This window comes from Microbacterium sp. 20-116, from assembly GCF_041079415.1.
Taxonomy (GTDB): Bacteria; Actinomycetota; Actinomycetes; order Actinomycetales; family Microbacteriaceae; genus Microbacterium.
The window spans coordinates 26,087-41,494 of the sequence record NZ_JBFYGP010000008.1 but is presented as its reverse complement, the minus strand read 5'-3'; the positions used below and the strand labels follow the sequence as shown (position 1 = coordinate 41,494).

General features: G+C 70.0%; 15 protein-coding genes. 8 read left to right on the top strand and 7 right to left on the bottom strand.

Features of this window, described 5'->3' with window-relative positions; translation table 11 throughout:
- Complete coding sequence (locus AB6V29_RS14055) at nt 1–429, bottom strand: GNAT family N-acetyltransferase (RefSeq protein ID WP_369359405.1); 429 nt, start codon at nt 427–429, stop codon at nt 1–3.
- A 49-nt stretch (nt 430–478) separates the two neighbouring features.
- On the bottom strand, nt 479–1,087 hold the full coding sequence (locus AB6V29_RS14050; RefSeq protein WP_369359403.1) for a GntR family transcriptional regulator: 609 nt from the start codon (nt 1,085–1,087) through the stop codon (nt 479–481).
- 321 nt (nt 1,088–1,408) lie between these two features.
- Here AB6V29_RS14050 and AB6V29_RS14045 point away from each other — a divergent pair, with 321 nt between their 5' ends.
- Nucleotides 1,409–1,615, top strand: coding sequence for a cold-shock protein (locus tag AB6V29_RS14045; protein WP_056225145.1), 207 nt, complete (start codon nt 1,409–1,411; stop codon nt 1,613–1,615).
- 63 nt (nt 1,616–1,678) lie between these two features.
- Here AB6V29_RS14045 and AB6V29_RS14040 read toward each other — a convergent pair whose 3' ends face one another.
- The 5 genes from AB6V29_RS14040 to AB6V29_RS14020 form a co-directional block, all read right to left on the bottom strand.
- On the bottom strand, nt 1,679–3,742 hold the full coding sequence (locus tag AB6V29_RS14040) for a bifunctional lysylphosphatidylglycerol flippase/synthetase MprF (protein WP_267788865.1): 2,064 nt from the start codon (nt 3,740–3,742) through the stop codon (nt 1,679–1,681).
- A 52-nt stretch (nt 3,743–3,794) separates the two neighbouring features.
- The gene (locus tag AB6V29_RS14035) at nt 3,795–4,988 is read right to left on the bottom strand and encodes a hypothetical protein (RefSeq protein WP_369359401.1); all 1,194 of its coding nucleotides are present in this window, start codon (nt 4,986–4,988) and stop codon (nt 3,795–3,797) included.
- Complete coding sequence (locus AB6V29_RS14030; protein ID WP_267788869.1) at nt 4,981–5,685, bottom strand: HAD hydrolase-like protein; 705 nt, start codon at nt 5,683–5,685, stop codon at nt 4,981–4,983. The genes AB6V29_RS14035 and AB6V29_RS14030 overlap by 8 nt, the downstream gene beginning before the upstream one ends.
- Before the next feature lie 43 nt (nt 5,686–5,728).
- Nucleotides 5,729–6,424: an endonuclease NucS gene (gene nucS, locus AB6V29_RS14025; RefSeq protein WP_103208530.1), complete on the bottom strand. Its 696-nt coding sequence runs from the start codon at nt 6,422–6,424 to the stop codon at nt 5,729–5,731.
- A gap of 203 nt (nt 6,425–6,627) precedes the next feature.
- Nucleotides 6,628–7,869: a sugar MFS transporter gene (locus tag AB6V29_RS14020; protein WP_267788871.1), complete on the bottom strand. Its 1,242-nt coding sequence runs from the start codon at nt 7,867–7,869 to the stop codon at nt 6,628–6,630.
- A 77-nt stretch (nt 7,870–7,946) separates the two neighbouring features.
- Here AB6V29_RS14020 and AB6V29_RS14015 point away from each other — a divergent pair, with 77 nt between their 5' ends.
- The 7 genes from AB6V29_RS14015 (at nt 7,947) to mnhG (ending at nt 15,401) form a co-directional block, all read left to right on the top strand.
- Nucleotides 7,947–8,996, top strand: a complete 1,050-nt coding sequence (locus tag AB6V29_RS14015) for a LacI family DNA-binding transcriptional regulator (protein ID WP_267788872.1) — start codon at nt 7,947–7,949, stop codon at nt 8,994–8,996.
- Between the two features lie 95 nt (nt 8,997–9,091).
- On the top strand, nt 9,092–12,019 hold the full coding sequence (locus AB6V29_RS14010; protein WP_369359398.1) for a Na+/H+ antiporter subunit A: 2,928 nt from the start codon (nt 9,092–9,094) through the stop codon (nt 12,017–12,019).
- A complete protein-coding gene (locus AB6V29_RS14005) occupies nt 12,016–12,597 on the top strand; it encodes a Na(+)/H(+) antiporter subunit C (protein ID WP_210075632.1) in 582 nt (193 codons plus the stop codon). The genes AB6V29_RS14010 and AB6V29_RS14005 overlap by 4 nt, the downstream gene beginning before the upstream one ends.
- Nucleotides 12,594–14,150: a Na+/H+ antiporter subunit D gene (locus AB6V29_RS14000; RefSeq protein WP_369359396.1), complete on the top strand. Its 1,557-nt coding sequence runs from the start codon at nt 12,594–12,596 to the stop codon at nt 14,148–14,150. Before AB6V29_RS14005 ends, AB6V29_RS14000 begins: the two co-directional genes overlap by 4 nt.
- Nucleotides 14,147–14,761 (top strand): Na+/H+ antiporter subunit E, encoded by a 615-nt coding sequence (locus AB6V29_RS13995; protein ID WP_210075634.1) that lies wholly within the window; start codon nt 14,147–14,149, stop codon nt 14,759–14,761. Before AB6V29_RS14000 ends, AB6V29_RS13995 begins: the two co-directional genes overlap by 4 nt.
- Nucleotides 14,758–15,024, top strand: a complete 267-nt coding sequence (locus tag AB6V29_RS13990) for a monovalent cation/H+ antiporter complex subunit F (RefSeq protein WP_103207366.1) — start codon at nt 14,758–14,760, stop codon at nt 15,022–15,024. The genes AB6V29_RS13995 and AB6V29_RS13990 overlap by 4 nt, the downstream gene beginning before the upstream one ends.
- Nucleotides 15,021–15,401 (top strand): monovalent cation/H(+) antiporter subunit G, encoded by a 381-nt coding sequence (gene mnhG / locus AB6V29_RS13985; RefSeq protein WP_115916374.1) that lies wholly within the window; start codon nt 15,021–15,023, stop codon nt 15,399–15,401. The genes AB6V29_RS13990 and mnhG overlap by 4 nt, the downstream gene beginning before the upstream one ends.
- Nucleotides 15,402–15,408: the final 7 nt, after the last annotated feature.

Here is a 15,408-nt window from a genome sequence, read left to right as displayed (position 1 = left end):
TCACTCTAACGTCGGCGGCAGCACGTAGACCACGTCGTCGCCGTCGCGCCCGTGCTCGACGAAACCGATGCGGGCGAGGACGGCGTGCGAGGGTTCGTCGTCGGCGGACACGCACGCGTAGAGGGGGCGTTCCGCCTCGCGGGCCGTGAGCAGACGCACGGCTTCGGTGGGAGCGTCGCCGTGCGCGGAGGGAGAGACGGCGAGGAGGATCTCTCGGTCGCCGTCGACGTCGAGCGCCGCGGCGACCCCGACCACGGAGCCGTCCTCGACGACGACGTGCGCGTCGACCTTGTCGTCCGCCGCCCATGCGTCGAAGGCCTCGCGATCCGCGAACGCCGCTCGGGGCCACGCGGAGGTGCTCGCCGACACCGCCTGGAAAGCGGCATCCCGATCGTGGTTTCGAAGGTCTCGCAGCTCGATGTGGGGCATGGCGTCACGCTAACGGGCGCGGGCGGAGTCGGTCGCGGCTCTTGTGCGGTCAGGCGAAACCGTGCAGGGCCAGGAACGTCCACGTGGCGCCATTGGTGTCGCGGCGCGCGACCTGGTCGTGGAAATGGCGGAAGAGCGTCTCGCGAGTGCCGTCGGAGACGCTCGTCCACCCCTCGAGGTTGCGGCGAAGGACGAGATCGAGCTGCAGGAAGGTCTTCTGGAAGACGACATTGCGTGAAACGGCCACGAGGTGCGAGGCCAGATCCATGACCGCGCGCACGTACTGCTCCGAAGATTCGGCGGAACGCATCTCTTCGACGAAGCGTGCGGTGTCGAGGAGCTCTTCATCGGTGCATCGGGGAAGGGCGACGTGCATCGCGGCCGCGATGGTGTGCGCGGCGTACTCGCGCATGTCGTGGCGGGCACGGTCGGTGAGGGCCGCAACCCGGGTGTACCTGTTGGCCGCGACCTCGACGAGTCCGATCCGCTCGAGCCGCTGGAGTGCCTCGCGCACGGGGGTGCGGGAGATACCCATGAGGGTTGCCAGTTCGACGTCGCGCAGGCGGTCGCCGGCCTGGAGTCGACCATCGACGATCGCCTCGCCGAGGGCCCGGTAGGCCTCGTCGACGAGGGCGGAAGCACGCCGACGACTATCCATCAGCCGGATTTTAGGGCCTCCGGTTACCACAGCACATGGGAAGAACTTGCTGATTCTTCGTTTTCGTGTCGCGCGCGGGCCCCCGCGCCGGTAAAGTGATCGCCGTCACGCCTCGCGTGACATATCCGGGGGGATCCGTCGACGCCCGGGCTTCGAGCCTTGCTCAGCCCGGGCGTCGTATGGGCTTACGGCGTGTTTCCGCGTATCTCGCGCCTCGCAACGTTTGTGTCACGGACCCGTGCGAGAACAGACCCCGGCGGTTACCGTGGGGGCACAGACCGGCGCGCTCGGCGCCGGCTCAAGCGGAAAACGGCAGAACGAATGAGCACGCAGGGCACGGTCAAGTGGTTCAACTCGGAAAAGGGCTTCGGCTTCATCGCGCCCGATGACGGCAGCCAGGACGTCTTCGCGCACTACAGCGCGATCCAGTCGGGCGGCTACCGCTCGCTCGAAGAGAACCAGCGTGTCGAGTTCGAGGTCGCCCAGGGCCCCAAGGGCCTGCAGGCGGAGAACATCCGCCCCCTCTGATCCTCCACCGGCTCCGGTCGGTCCGGCCCCGGTCGTGCGCGTTCCGCGTGTCGGCCGGGGCCTTCAGTGTTCGTGACGCACGAGGTCGACGCCCGCGGCGGCGAACTGCCCCAGCGTCGCGTGCGGAAGGAACGCCCGCGTCAGGGCGGCACCGATTCGCGTGAGATCGGCCTCGTCGCGGAAGAGCAGGTACATCGTCTCGTAGCGCGGGTGGAACTTCTGCTTGAACCGGTGCAACGAGGCGAAGCCGTAGACGGGCTCGAGCATCGCGGCCATGCGGTCCTGCAGGTCGGCGATCGCGCCGGCATCCGCCGGATACTCGTGGGCCAGCGGGGCGCCGGACAGGGACATGACCTGGGCTCCTTCGGCGGAGAACTCGCGGGCGGATGCGCCGATGAGGTACTCCATGACCGGCCCGAAGCCGCCGTCGCGGCGGCGCATCAGGTCGAGCGTCCAGCCGCGGATCCCGTCCTCGCCGTAGATCGGCAGCCACGACAGGAAGCCGTCCACATCGCCCTGCGGTGAGACCGCAAGGGCGATACGCACCTCGGGATCGGCCGCTTCGTGCAGGGTGCCGAGGGTGAACCCCATCTCGGGCAGGCCCTTGTCTCCGACCCAGCTCTCCGAGATCGCACGCAGTTGCTGTCGCACCCCCCACGTCTCGTCGCTGAGCCTCGAGAGGCGGAAGGTCATGCCCTCGCGCTCGCCGCGATTGAGCGAGGTGCGCACCGCGCCCCAGGCCTTGCCGGTGAACTGCAGGCCGGGCAGATCGACCACCGTGTCATCGGCCACGACGATGCGTCGCCATCCGTCCGGGACGGCATCGGCCGTCGCCTCGCCCGCGCTGAAGAAGCACGGTGCGAGCCCCGCGGCCTCGGCCGCCTCGATGAACGAGCGGACGGTCTGAGCGCGGGTGCCGACGGGCCCGAGCGGGTCGCCCAGGACGAGCGCGACGCCGGAGCGACGCTGGTACGCGACGAGGCCGCGGCCGAAGCGCGCGTACGACAAGCCCTCCCACGTCGTCATCCACGACAGCGTGCCTCCGCCGCTCGTGTGCAGTTCGTTCTTCACCTCAGCGACCGACGGGGCGGGGGAGTCGCCGAGCGCTGCGCGCGGACGGGCACGGAAGGCTGCCCGCACCAGGAAGAAGTAGACGGATGCCACGAGCCACAGCGCCGAGGAGGCCAGGACGCTGGTGAAGTCGGCATCCAGATCCGCTTCGATCTGGGTGAGACCCTCCAGGAGCAGGACGCCGAAGAGCAGAAGAACCAACAGGAGGTTCAGCGCGCTGTAGAGCATCACCACGACCCAGGCCCATCGTCGACCGCGGCGGAGGGCTGTGGCGACCACGAGGACGACGAGCGTATTGACCGCGACGTCGACCCACGATCCCGAGGTCGCCGCCGACGAGCCGAACGGACCGGTCATCGGGGCGAGATAGCCGAGGATCTCGAACGCCCCGAGGGCGCACAGCACGACGAAGGCGATCAGGCGTTGTTCGCGTACGCTCACGCGCTGCGGGCGCAGCGACCTGTCGACTCCCAGCACGAGGGCGACGGCGAGGACGCGCTCGAGATCGGGGAGCGAGCCGTAGTAGAGGAAGGTGAGGGCGAGACCCGCGATGAGGACCGTCCACGCGCGAAGGCGCCACGGGGAGGGCAGGAGCGCGAGCGCCGCCGCCACGCAGGCGAAGACACCGCCGGAGGGACCCACATCGAGCGTCATCGCCTGTGCCTGCGCCCAAGGCCACGACAAGAAGGCCGTGAGCCACAGGAAGAGGGACGCGGCGAAGATCGAGAACAGCTGGCCCACGGCGAAGTACGCACTCGCGACGCGCGTGCCGCGACGGACCTCGAGGAACCCCATCCCGACGAGGGTCGGGAGGCCGATGAGGTACAGCCACGGTGCGCTGATCACGAAGGTGCCGGTGATCGGCGTCCACCACCGGCCGGCTTCGAGGGCGGGCAGGCCGTACGCAAGCGTGTCGAAGGCGTCGGAGGCGGTGAACGGCTGCCAGAGCGCGCCGGTCGCGACGCCTGTGGCGAGCAGGATGCCGACCAGCATGATCGTGGCCGGCAGGCGGCGCGCGAGCTGCGGCACCCGTCGGCGCATCGTGTTCTGCCCCATGCCGCTCACGATAGGGCACGGGGGTCGCGCGACGGCGGACCGGGGTCGGTGGTCAGCTCGGTCGGGACACCGAGTGCCACGCGGCGCGTGCGTGGGCGAGAGCCTGCTCGGCATCGGTCGCCGCGCGGGCGGCGGCGAGGTGACGGCGGGCGTCTTCGAGCCGGAGGCGATCGGCGATCGGGGCCTCGGAGTCGCGCGCGTCGGCGACGGCGAGGGCGGCGCGGGCGCAGGCCAGGGTTCCCGGCAGAGCGGCGCGTGCGGCTTCGAGGCGTTGCCGCGGGGTCATCGCCTCGCTCAGCGCTTCGTCTCTTCGCTCGCGTACCCGGGCCACGATGGCGATGGCGCGCCGGGGTCGCCGGGCCGTGTCGGTCGCCGCGGCTTCGAGGTCTCGTGCGGCGGCGTCCAAGCGCTCAGCGGCGTCGGGTGCCGCTTCGCCGGGCCGGCGAGACGCCAGTTGCGTCGCTGCCGCGATCTCGGCTCGCGCCGCGGTGATCTCGGTCGCCGCGTTCTCGGCGGCCTGCATCGCGACCCGGTGCGCGTCCTCGACGGCGCGCAGCTGTCTTTCGGCGCGGGCGAGGGCGGCGGAGGCGTCCAAGAGGTGGCGGCCGTCCGGCTCGGAGGCGGCGCGCTCGATGGCGTCGTCGGCGTCGCGGAGGGCGTCGGATGCCGCCCGCCCGGCCGCCTCGGCATCGTCGCGGTCTTCGGGGGCGAAACGTTCGCGCAGTACGAAGAGGAGCGGCTCGGGGTCGCCCGTCGTCTCGATCAGTCGTGCGCGGCGGCCTCGGGCGGCGGCCAGGAGCGCGGCCGCGCTCCGGTGCGTGCGGGCCCACTCCTCGAGCTGCGTGCGGGTCCGAGCGACGCGTTCGCTCTGGTCGTCCAGCTGGGCGCGTAACCGGCGGGCCTCGTCGCGTCGCCGGACAGCGAGACCGGTGTCGGTCTCGAGGCGCGAGACGTCGGCGAACCCGCGATCGCGCGTGCGGAGGGCGGCGGCCCGGGCGCGGCGGAGCTCGGTCGGTTCGTCGATGGCATCTACCGCGTCCGCGGCCCGGAAGGCCAGCTCCAGTGCGATGACGGCGTCGTCGAGGCGAAGCAGCGCCTCGGCGGCATCGCTCACGGACTGGGCGGCCGCGGCGCGAGCACGGGGCGATCTGCGCCAGAGCCGCACGGCGATGACGATGGCCGCCACGGTGAGTGCGGCCGCCAGCAGGGCGATCGCCGCGGGGGCAACCCCCTCGAGTTCAGACACCGACGGAGGTGCCCGGTCCCGACGAGTCGTCGATCAGCAGAAGAGCACGCAGTTCGTCGATCTCGTCGACGGCAGCCTGGGCGCCGTCCGCCTCGTGGGGCCAACTGAAGCCCCACCGGACGAAGATCACCGGCACCCCGGCATCCGCCCCTCCCTCGACGTCGTGGTGTCGATCGCCGATGAGGATGGGGCGCGAGGTGTCGGCCCCGGCGGCTTCGAGACGGCGCAGCGCCTCGCGCACGACGTCGGCCTTCGTGCTCAGGGTGCGCTCGTCGAGGGTGGCTCCGACCATGGCCTCGAGTGATGGAGCGAGGCCGAAGTGGTCCATGAGGGCGACCACCTGTACTTCGGGCTTGGAGCTCGCCGTCGACTGCGGAATGCCCGCCGCGTGCAGGTCGTGCACCAGCTGTTCGACGCCCGGGTACAGGCGCGCGCTCACCGTGTAGCCCTCGCTCTTGTTCAGCCCGCGGTAGAAGGTGACGGCTTCGGTGGCCTGCTCAGGAGTCATCCCCACGTTCACCTGGAACGACTCGAACATCGGCGGACCGATCCAGTGCGACAGCTCTCCCCGCACGGGGGGCGTGCGTCCGAAGTGCTCGAGTGTGATCGTCAACCGGCGGAGGATGCCCTCCGATGCGTCGACGAGGGTTCCGTCGACGTCCCACAGGACGCAGGAGAAGGGAGAGCGTGCAGGCATGCGTCCACGCTACCGGCGCTGCCCGCGCGCGGCGCTCGCCGCGTCAGAAGAGCCGCGGGGCGCCCGACTGCACGCCCTTCATCTCGTCGTAATCGAGGACGAGGCACCGGATGCCGCGGTCGGTGGCGAGCACGCGCGCTTGGGGCTTGATCTCTTGCGCGGCGTAGACGCCGGTGACCGGGGCGAGCAGAGGATCGCGGTTGAGCAGCTCGAGGTAGCGGGTGAGCTGCTCGACGCCGTCGATGTCGCCGCGACGCTTGACCTCGATCGCGACGGTGCCGTGGCCGTCGTCATTGCGCAGCAGCAGATCGACCGGGCCGATCGCGGTGGGGTACTCACGGCGCACGAGCGTGAGGTTCTCACCCACCACCGACACCTGCTCGGCGAGCAGGCGCTGCAGATCGGCCTCGACGCCGTCCTTGATGAGCCCGGGGTCGAGGCCCAGGTCGTGGGCGGTGTCGTGCATGACCTCGTGGATGCGCACCAGCAGTGCGTCGCCGCTCTTCGCGTGCGTCACGCGCCAGCGTTCGATCACGCCGTCTTCGATGTCGGCCTCGTCGGGCTGCTCGAGGGTGAGCGAGCACGGCGGGCTCATCCAGTTCAGGGGCGCGTGTTGGACGTCGCGATGGAACGCGACCGTACCGTCGGCCTTGACCATGATGAGTCGGGTCGCGAGGGGCAGATGTGTCTTCAGGCGACCGGTGTAGTCGACGGAGCAACGAGCAATGACGAGGCGCACGACTCCATTGTCGCAACTCGAGACGATCGTCACACCGCCGTCGAGAGAGACCGTGCCGTGGCTGCGGTGCGCCGCCGCCCCCGGGTAGCTCGTCCGACGGGTCGCGTCACCCCGAGGGTTCCGCACCGTCGTCGCGACGGCGGGATGCGCGTCGAGGCGGCCGGAGTCATCGACGCAGCAGCGACCGCTGGGGGCCGTGGCGCCTAATCGCGCCGCGCCGGCTCTGCGGCCCGCTCGTTCTCGACGGCGAGCGGCTTGGCCGCGCCCGAGAAGAGACCGGATGCCACGATGAGCCCGACCACGATGAGCAGCGTGTTGAGCAGACCGATGTGGTCGCCGATCCACCCGAGGATCGGGGGGCCGCACAGGAACGCCACGTAGCCGATGGTCGCCGCGGCGGCCACGCGGGAGGCGGCCTTGGCGGGGTCGTCGGCGGCGGCCGACATGCCGATCGGGAACCCGAGCGAGGCACCGAGGCCCCACAGAGCCGCACCCACGAAGACGAGGGGACCGTAGGGCGCGAGGATGAACAGCAACAGACCCGCGGCGGCGGTGCCGGCGAGCACCCGCAGCACGAGCACACGGCCGAGGCGGTCGACGACGGGGCCCCCGGCGATTCGGCCCACGGTCATGGCGACCGAGAATACCGCGAGCACCGCAGGACCTGCCTCTTCGGGGGCTCCGTGGCCGTAGACCACGGCCGAGGGGAGCCAGTCGTTGGCGCTGCCTTCGGCGAACGCCATGCCCAGCATGATCACCCCGAGCGTGTACGTGCGCGGCTCGCGCCAGGCCTGCAGCGAGACGGCGAGACGCTCGCGCCAGTGGGCGCGCTCCTCGGCGGCGGGGGCGTCCATCGCTACCTCGGCCCGCGGCACGTTGGCCACCGACACGAAGGCCACCACCATGATGACCACGCCCATCGCCGCGCAGTGCGCGACCACGGGGATGCCCAGGCTGACGGCGACGAATCCCAGACCCGCGCCGATGACGGTGCCGAAGCTGAAGAAGGCGTGCAGCAGCGGCATGATCGTGCGCCGGGTGGCTTTCTCGAGCGCTGCTCCCTCGACGTTCATCATCACGTCGACCGTGCCGTTGCCGAACCCGAACAGGGCGAGGCCCACGAGGGCGACCCCGAACAACTGCAGCGAGTCGGCCCCGAAGCCGATGATCATGAGGCCGATGCCGACGAGCAGCAGGGCGACGAGCATGCCGGTGCGCGCGCCGATGCGGGCCATGACAGCCGGCGCGATCGAGAGACCGATGATGGATGCCACGCCCATGCCGAGCAGGAGCAGCCCGACGCCGGAGTTCTCGATGCCTAGCGATTCGCGGATGGCGGGCACCCGCGACGCCCACGTCGAGATGCTCAGCCCGCTCGCGAGGAAGATGGCGCAGATCGCGATGTGCCAGCGGACGAGCTGGGACCGGGTGAGCGTCGAGTGCATGCGGCCACTGTACCGAATCGATTCGACACGCATCGAATCGATTCGGCGACGCCCGCGTCGGCGAGTACGATCGGCCCGTGAGCAACCGTCGCGCGACCATCAGCGACGTCGCCCGAGAGGCCGGCGTCTCGGCGTCGACCGCGTCCGTCGTCTTCAGCGGCAAGACGCCGACCTCGCAGGCGACCCGCGCGCGAGTGCTCGCGGCGGCCGAGAGCCTCGGGTACACCGGGCCCGATCCGCGCGCCGCGTCCCTTCGTCGCGGACGCTCCGGCATCGTGGGCGTGGTCTTCGACCAGCACCTCGGTACGGCGTTCCTCGACCCGGTCACGACCCACATGATGGACGGTCTGGCCGACGGCGTCTCCCGCCTGGGGGCGGCGCTGCTGCTGCTTCGCGACGACGGCGAGACGGTGAGCGAACCCTCGCTGCACACCGCTCCCATCGACGCCGCGGTGCTGATCGGCTGCAGCCCGCGCATGCGCGACTCCCTCGAGATCGTGAAGGGCCGCGGCATCCCGGTCGTCGTGGTCGAGGGCGATGCGGGCGAGGGCGTGCCCCAGGTGCTGCTCGACAACACCGAAGCGCAGCGCGAGGCCGCGCGCCACCTCGAGGCGCTCGGTCACCGAGACGTCGTGATCGTCACCCTGCCCACCGACACGGCTCGGCGCCGCGGCTGGATCTCCGACGAAGCCGTCGTCCGGGTCGACGTCACCGCCGACCGGCTGGCCGGGGCCCGGGAGGTGTTCCCCGACGCTCCCGCCGTGGCCGCCGCCACCAGCTCGATCGACGAGGGGAGCATCGCCGGTCGAGCGATCTTCGCCGATCCCGACCACCGCCCGACGGCGGTCATCGCCCAGAGCGACCTGCTCGCGGCCGGGGTCATCCGCGCCGCCGAGGAAGCGGGTCTGCGAGTGCCCGACGACGTGAGCGTAACCGGGTTCGACGGGGTCGTCGTCGACGGCCTCGCCCCGCACGTGCTGACCACCCTGGTGCAGCCCGCCACCGCGAAGGGCCGCGCTGCCGGTGAGGCCGTGGCGGCGATGCTCGAGGACGAGACGCCCTCAGGGCTCGACCTGCGGTGCGCCTTCCGAGAGGGAACGACGACCGGCCCGCCGCGTACCACATGACGCCGCGGATGCTGGGACTCTCATGCTCCGCATAGAATAGTCACGACACCCCGAGAGCCCGGGCATCCGCCCGTCGACCCCGAGGAGGCCCGACCGTGCTGATCTTCCTCGGCGCCTTCGCGGCCGTCCCCCTTCTTCTGCCGTGGCTCGTCTCGCGCATCGGCGCCCGCGCGTTCTACGCCGCCGCGGTGCTCCCCGCCCTTGCCTTCGCCCACGCGGTGGTCCTTGCCCCCGCGGTCTTCTCGGGCGATATTCCTTTACAGGAATACCGGTGGATCCCCGCGCTGAACGTGTCGCTGTCGATGCGCATGGATGTGCTGGGGTGGCTCCTCACCCTGGTGGTCACCGGCGTCGGGGCGCTCGTCATGCTCTACTGCCGCTGGTACTTCCGCGGCAAGACGCGGGGCGTGGGGCAGTTCTCGGCGGTCCTGCTCGGGTTCGCCGGTGCGATGTACGGCTTGGTCCTCACCGACGATCTCGTCGTCCTGGTGATGCTGTGGGAGGCCACGAGCGTCCTGTCGTACCTGCTGATCGGCTACTACCACAGCCGTTCCGCGAGTCGCCGTGCCGCGCTGCAGGCGCTGCTCGTCACGACCCTCGGCGGGCTCGTCATGCTCATCGGCGTGGTGCTCATGGTGGTCCAGTCGGGCACGTCCAGCCTGTCGGCGATCCTCGCCGACCCTCCCACGGGCGCGGTCGTCGACATCGCGGTCCTGCTGCTGCTGGTCGGCGCCCTGAGCAAGTCCGCGATCTTCCCGTTCCACTTCTGGCTCCCCGGCGCCATGGCCGCGCCCACCCCGGTCAGCGCGTACCTGCACGCCGCGGCCATGGTGAAGGCCGGCATCTACCTGATCGCCCGTCTCGCCCCCGGGTTCGCCGACACCCCGTTCTGGCGACCGACCCTCATCGCGCTCGGGGTCTTCACCATGTTGCTCGGTGGCTTCCAGGCGCTGCGCGAACGCGACCTCAAGCGCATCCTCGCCTTCGGCACGGTCAGCCAGCTGGGCTTTCTCACGGTGATGCTGGGATACGGAACGAGAGATGCCGCTCTCGCCGGCGTCGCGCTCCTGCTCAGCCACGCCCTGTTCAAGTCGTGCCTCTTCCTCGTCGTCGGCGTCATCGACCGCCAGCTCAACACCCGTGACATCGGCCAGCTCTCCGGCCTCGGCCGCCAGGCGCCCGTCATGGCCACGGCGTCGTTCGTCGCGATCTTCTCCATGGCGGGTGTGATCCCCACCCTCGGATTCGTCGCGAAAGAGACGGCGCTGACCGCTCTGCTGCACGAGGCCGAGGGGGGAGCGGTGTGGGGGATCGTCGCCCTGGTCGGCATCGTCCTGGGCTCCGCGCTCACGGCGGCTTACGGCATCCGATTCCTCTGGGGTGCGTACGGAACCAAGCGCGACGTCGAGACGACCGAGTGGCCGGACCCGCCCATCGGGTTCTTGTCGGCTCCCGTACTGCTGTCGGCGACCACGCTGGCCCTCGGGTTCCTCGCGCCGATCGTCGACCACTGGCTCGCTCCCTACGCCGACGGACTCCCCGAGGCGACGGCCGGGGTCGATTCGCCCGAGTATCCGTACCACCTCGCCCTCTGGCACGGGCTCGAGCCGGCGCTGTTCATCTCGCTCGGCACCCTGGCGCTGGGCGCGGGCGTGTTCTGGGTGGTGCGCAAGACACAGCTGCACAAGCGTCCTCGTGTGCTGCCCTTCACAGCCAACGACGCGTACAACGGCACCCTCCGCGCGATCGACCACACCTCGGAGTGGGTGACCGCCCGCTTCCAGCGCGGTTCGCTGCCGTTCTACGTCGGCACGATCTTCGTGGTGCTCGTGGTCGCCGAGGGCACGGCCCTGCTGGCCTCGCGCGAGTGGCGCGCGCAGCTCGACGCCTGGCAGTCGCCCGCGCAGCTGATCTCGGCACCTGTCATGATCGCCGCCGGCATCTTGGCCGTCCGCGCCCGAAAGCGCTACACCGGGGTCGCGCTCGTCTCGGTGACGGGGCTCGGAATGGTGGTGCTCTTCGCGACCAGCGGCGCCCCCGATCTCGCGCTGACCCAGGTGCTCATCGAAACCGTGACCCTCGTCGTGTTCGCGCTGGTGCTGCGGCGCCTCCCCGCCCGCATGGGGGAGCAGAACGAGTCGGTGGCCCCGATCGCCCGAGCGATCCTCGGCGCGGGCGTGGGGCTCACCATGGCCCTCGTCGCGATCGTGGCGACCGGAGCACGTCAAGACCTCCCCATCTCCCTCGAGTGGCCGCCCCTCGCCTACGAGATCGGCCACGGACGCAACGTCGTCAACGTCGCGTTGGTCGACCTGCGCGGCTGGGACACGATGGGAGAGCTCTCGGTGCTGGTCCTCGCCGCCACGGGCGTGGCATCCCTCGTCTTCATCACCAACCGCAGCGACAACCTCGCGCGCCGATCGGGCACCGCGCGCTCTCGCGTCGGGCTGGGCCGCCGTCGACCCCTCGTCGAGACCGACAGCGGCGTGCGCGCTCGACGCGTGGGCGAGACCGGCGCCCCGCGCGCGTGGCTGATCTCGGGCTCCAAGGTGCAGCCCGAGAACCGTTCGATCCTGCTCGAGATCATCATCCGGGTGCTGTTCCACTCGATCATGATCGTGTCGCTGTACTTGCTCTTCGCCGGCCATAACCTGCCCGGCGGGGGCTTCGCCGGAGGCCTGGTCGCGGGAATGGGCCTGGTCATGCGCTACATCGCCGGCGGCCGCTGGGAGCTCGGCGCCGCCGCGCCGACCGACGCGGGACGCCTGCTCGGTGCGGGCATGGCGATCGCCGTGCTGTGCGCCCTGGTGCCGATGGTGTTCGGGTTCGCACCGCTGCAGAGCTTCACCTTCGAGGGCGAGCTGCCGATCATCGGGCACTGGGAGTTCGTCACCAGCACGATCTTCGACGTCGGCGTCTACCTCGTGGTGATCGGTCTGGTGCTCGACGTGCTCCGCAGCCTCGGCGCCGAGGTCGACCGGCAGTCGCAGCACCCGGAAGATGCGGAGATGGCGCCCTCATGACCATCTCCTTCGTTCTCGTCATCGTCATGGCCGTGCTCTTCGCGTGCGGTGTGTACGCGATGCTCGAGCGCAGCCTGACCCGCGTGCTGATCGGCTTCCTGCTGCTCGGCAACGCCGCCAACCTCCTGCTCCTCATCGTCATGGGCGCGCCCGGCCGGGCCCCCTTCTACGACGGCGGGCAGACGGATGCCGCGGACATGTCCGACGCGCTGCCCCAGGCCCTGACGCTCACCGCGATCGTCATCACGTTCGGCATCTCGGCGTTCCTGCTCGCCCTCATCTACCGCTCCTGGCAGCTCGGTCAGGCCGACACGGTCATCGACGACGCCGATGACGTGGCTCTGCGCACCCGCGCGGCCGACGAGCCCGAAGACGCGATGGACGAAGAGGCCCGTTCCGACGACGAAGACGTCACCACCGACTTCGTCGGCGATGTGGCCTCGCCCATCCGCGTGCTGCACCAGGGCGATCTCTCGCAGCTGGTCGACGACGCTCCGGTCGACCGGGTCGCGGTGTCGCGTGAATCGGAGCCGCCGCTCGACGCCCCCCGCGACCCCCAGGACGGTGATCGCTCGTGAGCGCCCTCGTGCCCCTGCTCGTCGGCATTCCGTTCATCGGTGCCGCGATCAACCTCATCTTCGGACGACGCAAGAAGACGCAGATCGTCGTGTCGGTCGCCTCCCTCGCGGCCGTCCTCGTGCTGGGTGCGGTCCTGCTCGTCACCGTCGACACGAGCGGGCCCATCGCGGTGGCGATCGCCGCGTGGGACATCCCGTTCGGCATCGTGCTCTACGTCGACGTGCTCGCGGCCCTGCTGGTGGTCGTCACGAGCATCGTCCTCCTCGCGGTCCTGCTGTTCTCGATCGGCCAGGGCGCGGCCGACAACGACGAGGACACCCCGGTCTCGATCTTCTACCCGGCGTACCTGATCCTCGGCGCGGGCATCTTCAACGCCTTCATCGCCGGAGACCTGTTCAACCTGTACGTCGGTTTCGAGATCCTTCTCGTCGCCTCGTACGTGCTCATCACCCTGGGCGGCACCGAATCGCGCATCCGCACCGGCGTCGTCTACATCGTCGTGTCGCTGGTGTCGTCAATCCTCTTCCTCGCCGCGATCGCGATGGTCTACGGCGCGCTCGGCACGGTCAACATGGTCCAGATCAGCGAGCGGATGTCGCTGCTGCCCCAGGACACGCAGACGATCCTGCACCTCATGCTGCTGCTCGCCTTCGCGATCAAGGCGGCGGTCTTCCCGCTGTCGTTCTGGCTGCCCGACTCGTACCCGACGGCTCCCGCGCCGGTGACGGCGGTGTTCGCGGGCCTACTGACCAAGGTCGGCGTCTACGCGATCATCCGCACCGAGACACAGCTGTTCGTCGACAACGACCTCAACTTCCTGCTGATGATGGTCGCGCTGTCGACGATGATCGTCGGCATCCTGGGGGCGGTCGCGCAGGCCGAGCTCAAGCGCATCCTGTCGTTCACGCTGGTGAGCCACATCGGGTACATGATCTTCGGTCTGGCGATCAACACGCCGCTCGCGGTGGGCGCCACGATCTACTACATCGTCCACCACATCATCGTGCAGACGACGCTGTTCCTCGCGGTGGGCCTCATCGAGCGCCGGGCGGGGAGTACCTCGATCCTGAAGGTGAAGGGCCTGATGCGCGCGGCGCCACTGCTGGCGGTGCTCTACTTCATCCCGGCGATCAACCTGGGCGGCCTGCCTCCGTTCTCGGGCTTCATCGGCAAGTACGCGCTGTTCGACGCCGCGGCTCAGGTGGGAACACCCGTGATGATGGTCCTGATCGTCGGCGGTATCGTGACCTCGATCCTCACGCTGTACGCGCTCATGCGCGCGTGGAACCTCTCGTTCTGGCGCGAAGACGACGACTCGGCCGAGACGACCGAGCGCATCGCCTACCTCGGCAACGCGCCCGCCGCCGCCATCTCGACCGAGCGGCGCACGACGCCGAAGATCATGACGCTCGCCACCGTCGGCATGGTGGCCGTCACCGTGTCGCTGACCGTGTTCGCCGGACCGCTGCTCGACATGTGCTTGCGGGCGGGCGTCGACATCACCGACGGGGTCAGCCTCGTCCAGGTCCAGGAACAGGCGGGTCAAAGATGAACCCGTCCCGCCGTTCGCAGGTGTCGCTCTTCCTGCACCAGCTTCCGTTCCTGGTCTGGCTGGTCGCACTGTGGATGCTGCTGTGGGGCCAGTTCACCTGGCTCGCCTTCCTCACGGGTCTCGTCATGGCGGTCTTCGTCACCCGCGTCTTCCGGCTGCCCCCGGTCGAGCTCTCGGGTCGCATCAACCTCTGGTACGGCCTCGTCTTCGTCGTCACCTTCCTCGGCGCCGTCATCAAGGGCTCCCTCATCGTCGCGTGGCAGGTGCTCGATTTTCGGCGGCAGCCCGGTGCGGCCATCATCGCCGTGCCCCTTCGGGTGGACGACGATGTGATCATGGCGCACACCGCCGTCACGGCATCGCTCATCCCGGGCTCGCTCATCGTCGACGTCGATCGCGAGAACCGCACACTGTTCTTGCACACCATCGGGGTGCGCAGCGACGCGGATGCCGAGCACCAGCGCCGCGTCGTGCTCGGGTGGGAAGCCCGCATCACGCGTGCCGTGGGCTCGAAGGAAGAGCTGCAGGAGCTGCGCGCCAAGATCGCCGAGGCGGACGTCGACGCCCGCCATGGGGCCGAGACGCCGCGCGATGGGAGGACGCTACTGTGAACATCCTCGTCGTGGTCATCCTCGTCGTCTTCGCCGTCGCCGCGGTGCTGGCGCTGATCCGTCTCGTGATCGGTCCGTCGATCCTCGACCGTGCGGTCGCCGCCGACGTGCTGCTCACCGAGGTGCTCTGCATCCTGGGCGCCGACATGGTCATCAATCACCACACGCGCTCGCTGCCCGCGATGCTGATCATCGCGGCCGTGGGCGTGTTCGGCTCGATCGCCGTGGCCCGCTTCGTCGCGCGGAAGGAGAACCCGAGATGACCCTCGACGGCGTTCTTGACACCGTGGCGCTCGTGCTCGTGCTCCTCGGTGCGATCCTCTGCCTCACCGCGACCATCGGCCTCCTGCGGTGGCGCGATGTGCCCACGCGCCTGCACGCGGCGACCAAGCCGCAGGTGCTCGGCGTGCTTCTCATCGTCTCTGCGGTCGCGCTGGCGACGGGCACGTGGGAGGCGCTCGCTTTCGGCATCCCGATCGTGCTCATCCAGTTCGCGACGGCACCCCTCGCCGCGCACATGGTCGGGCGGGCGGCCTACCGCAACCGGACGACCGATGAAGAGAACCTCTACATCGACGAACTGCACCACAGCACGGAGCAGCCCGGCTCGACCGGGGCGGAGTCCCGCCCCGAGAGCTGAGTCCCGC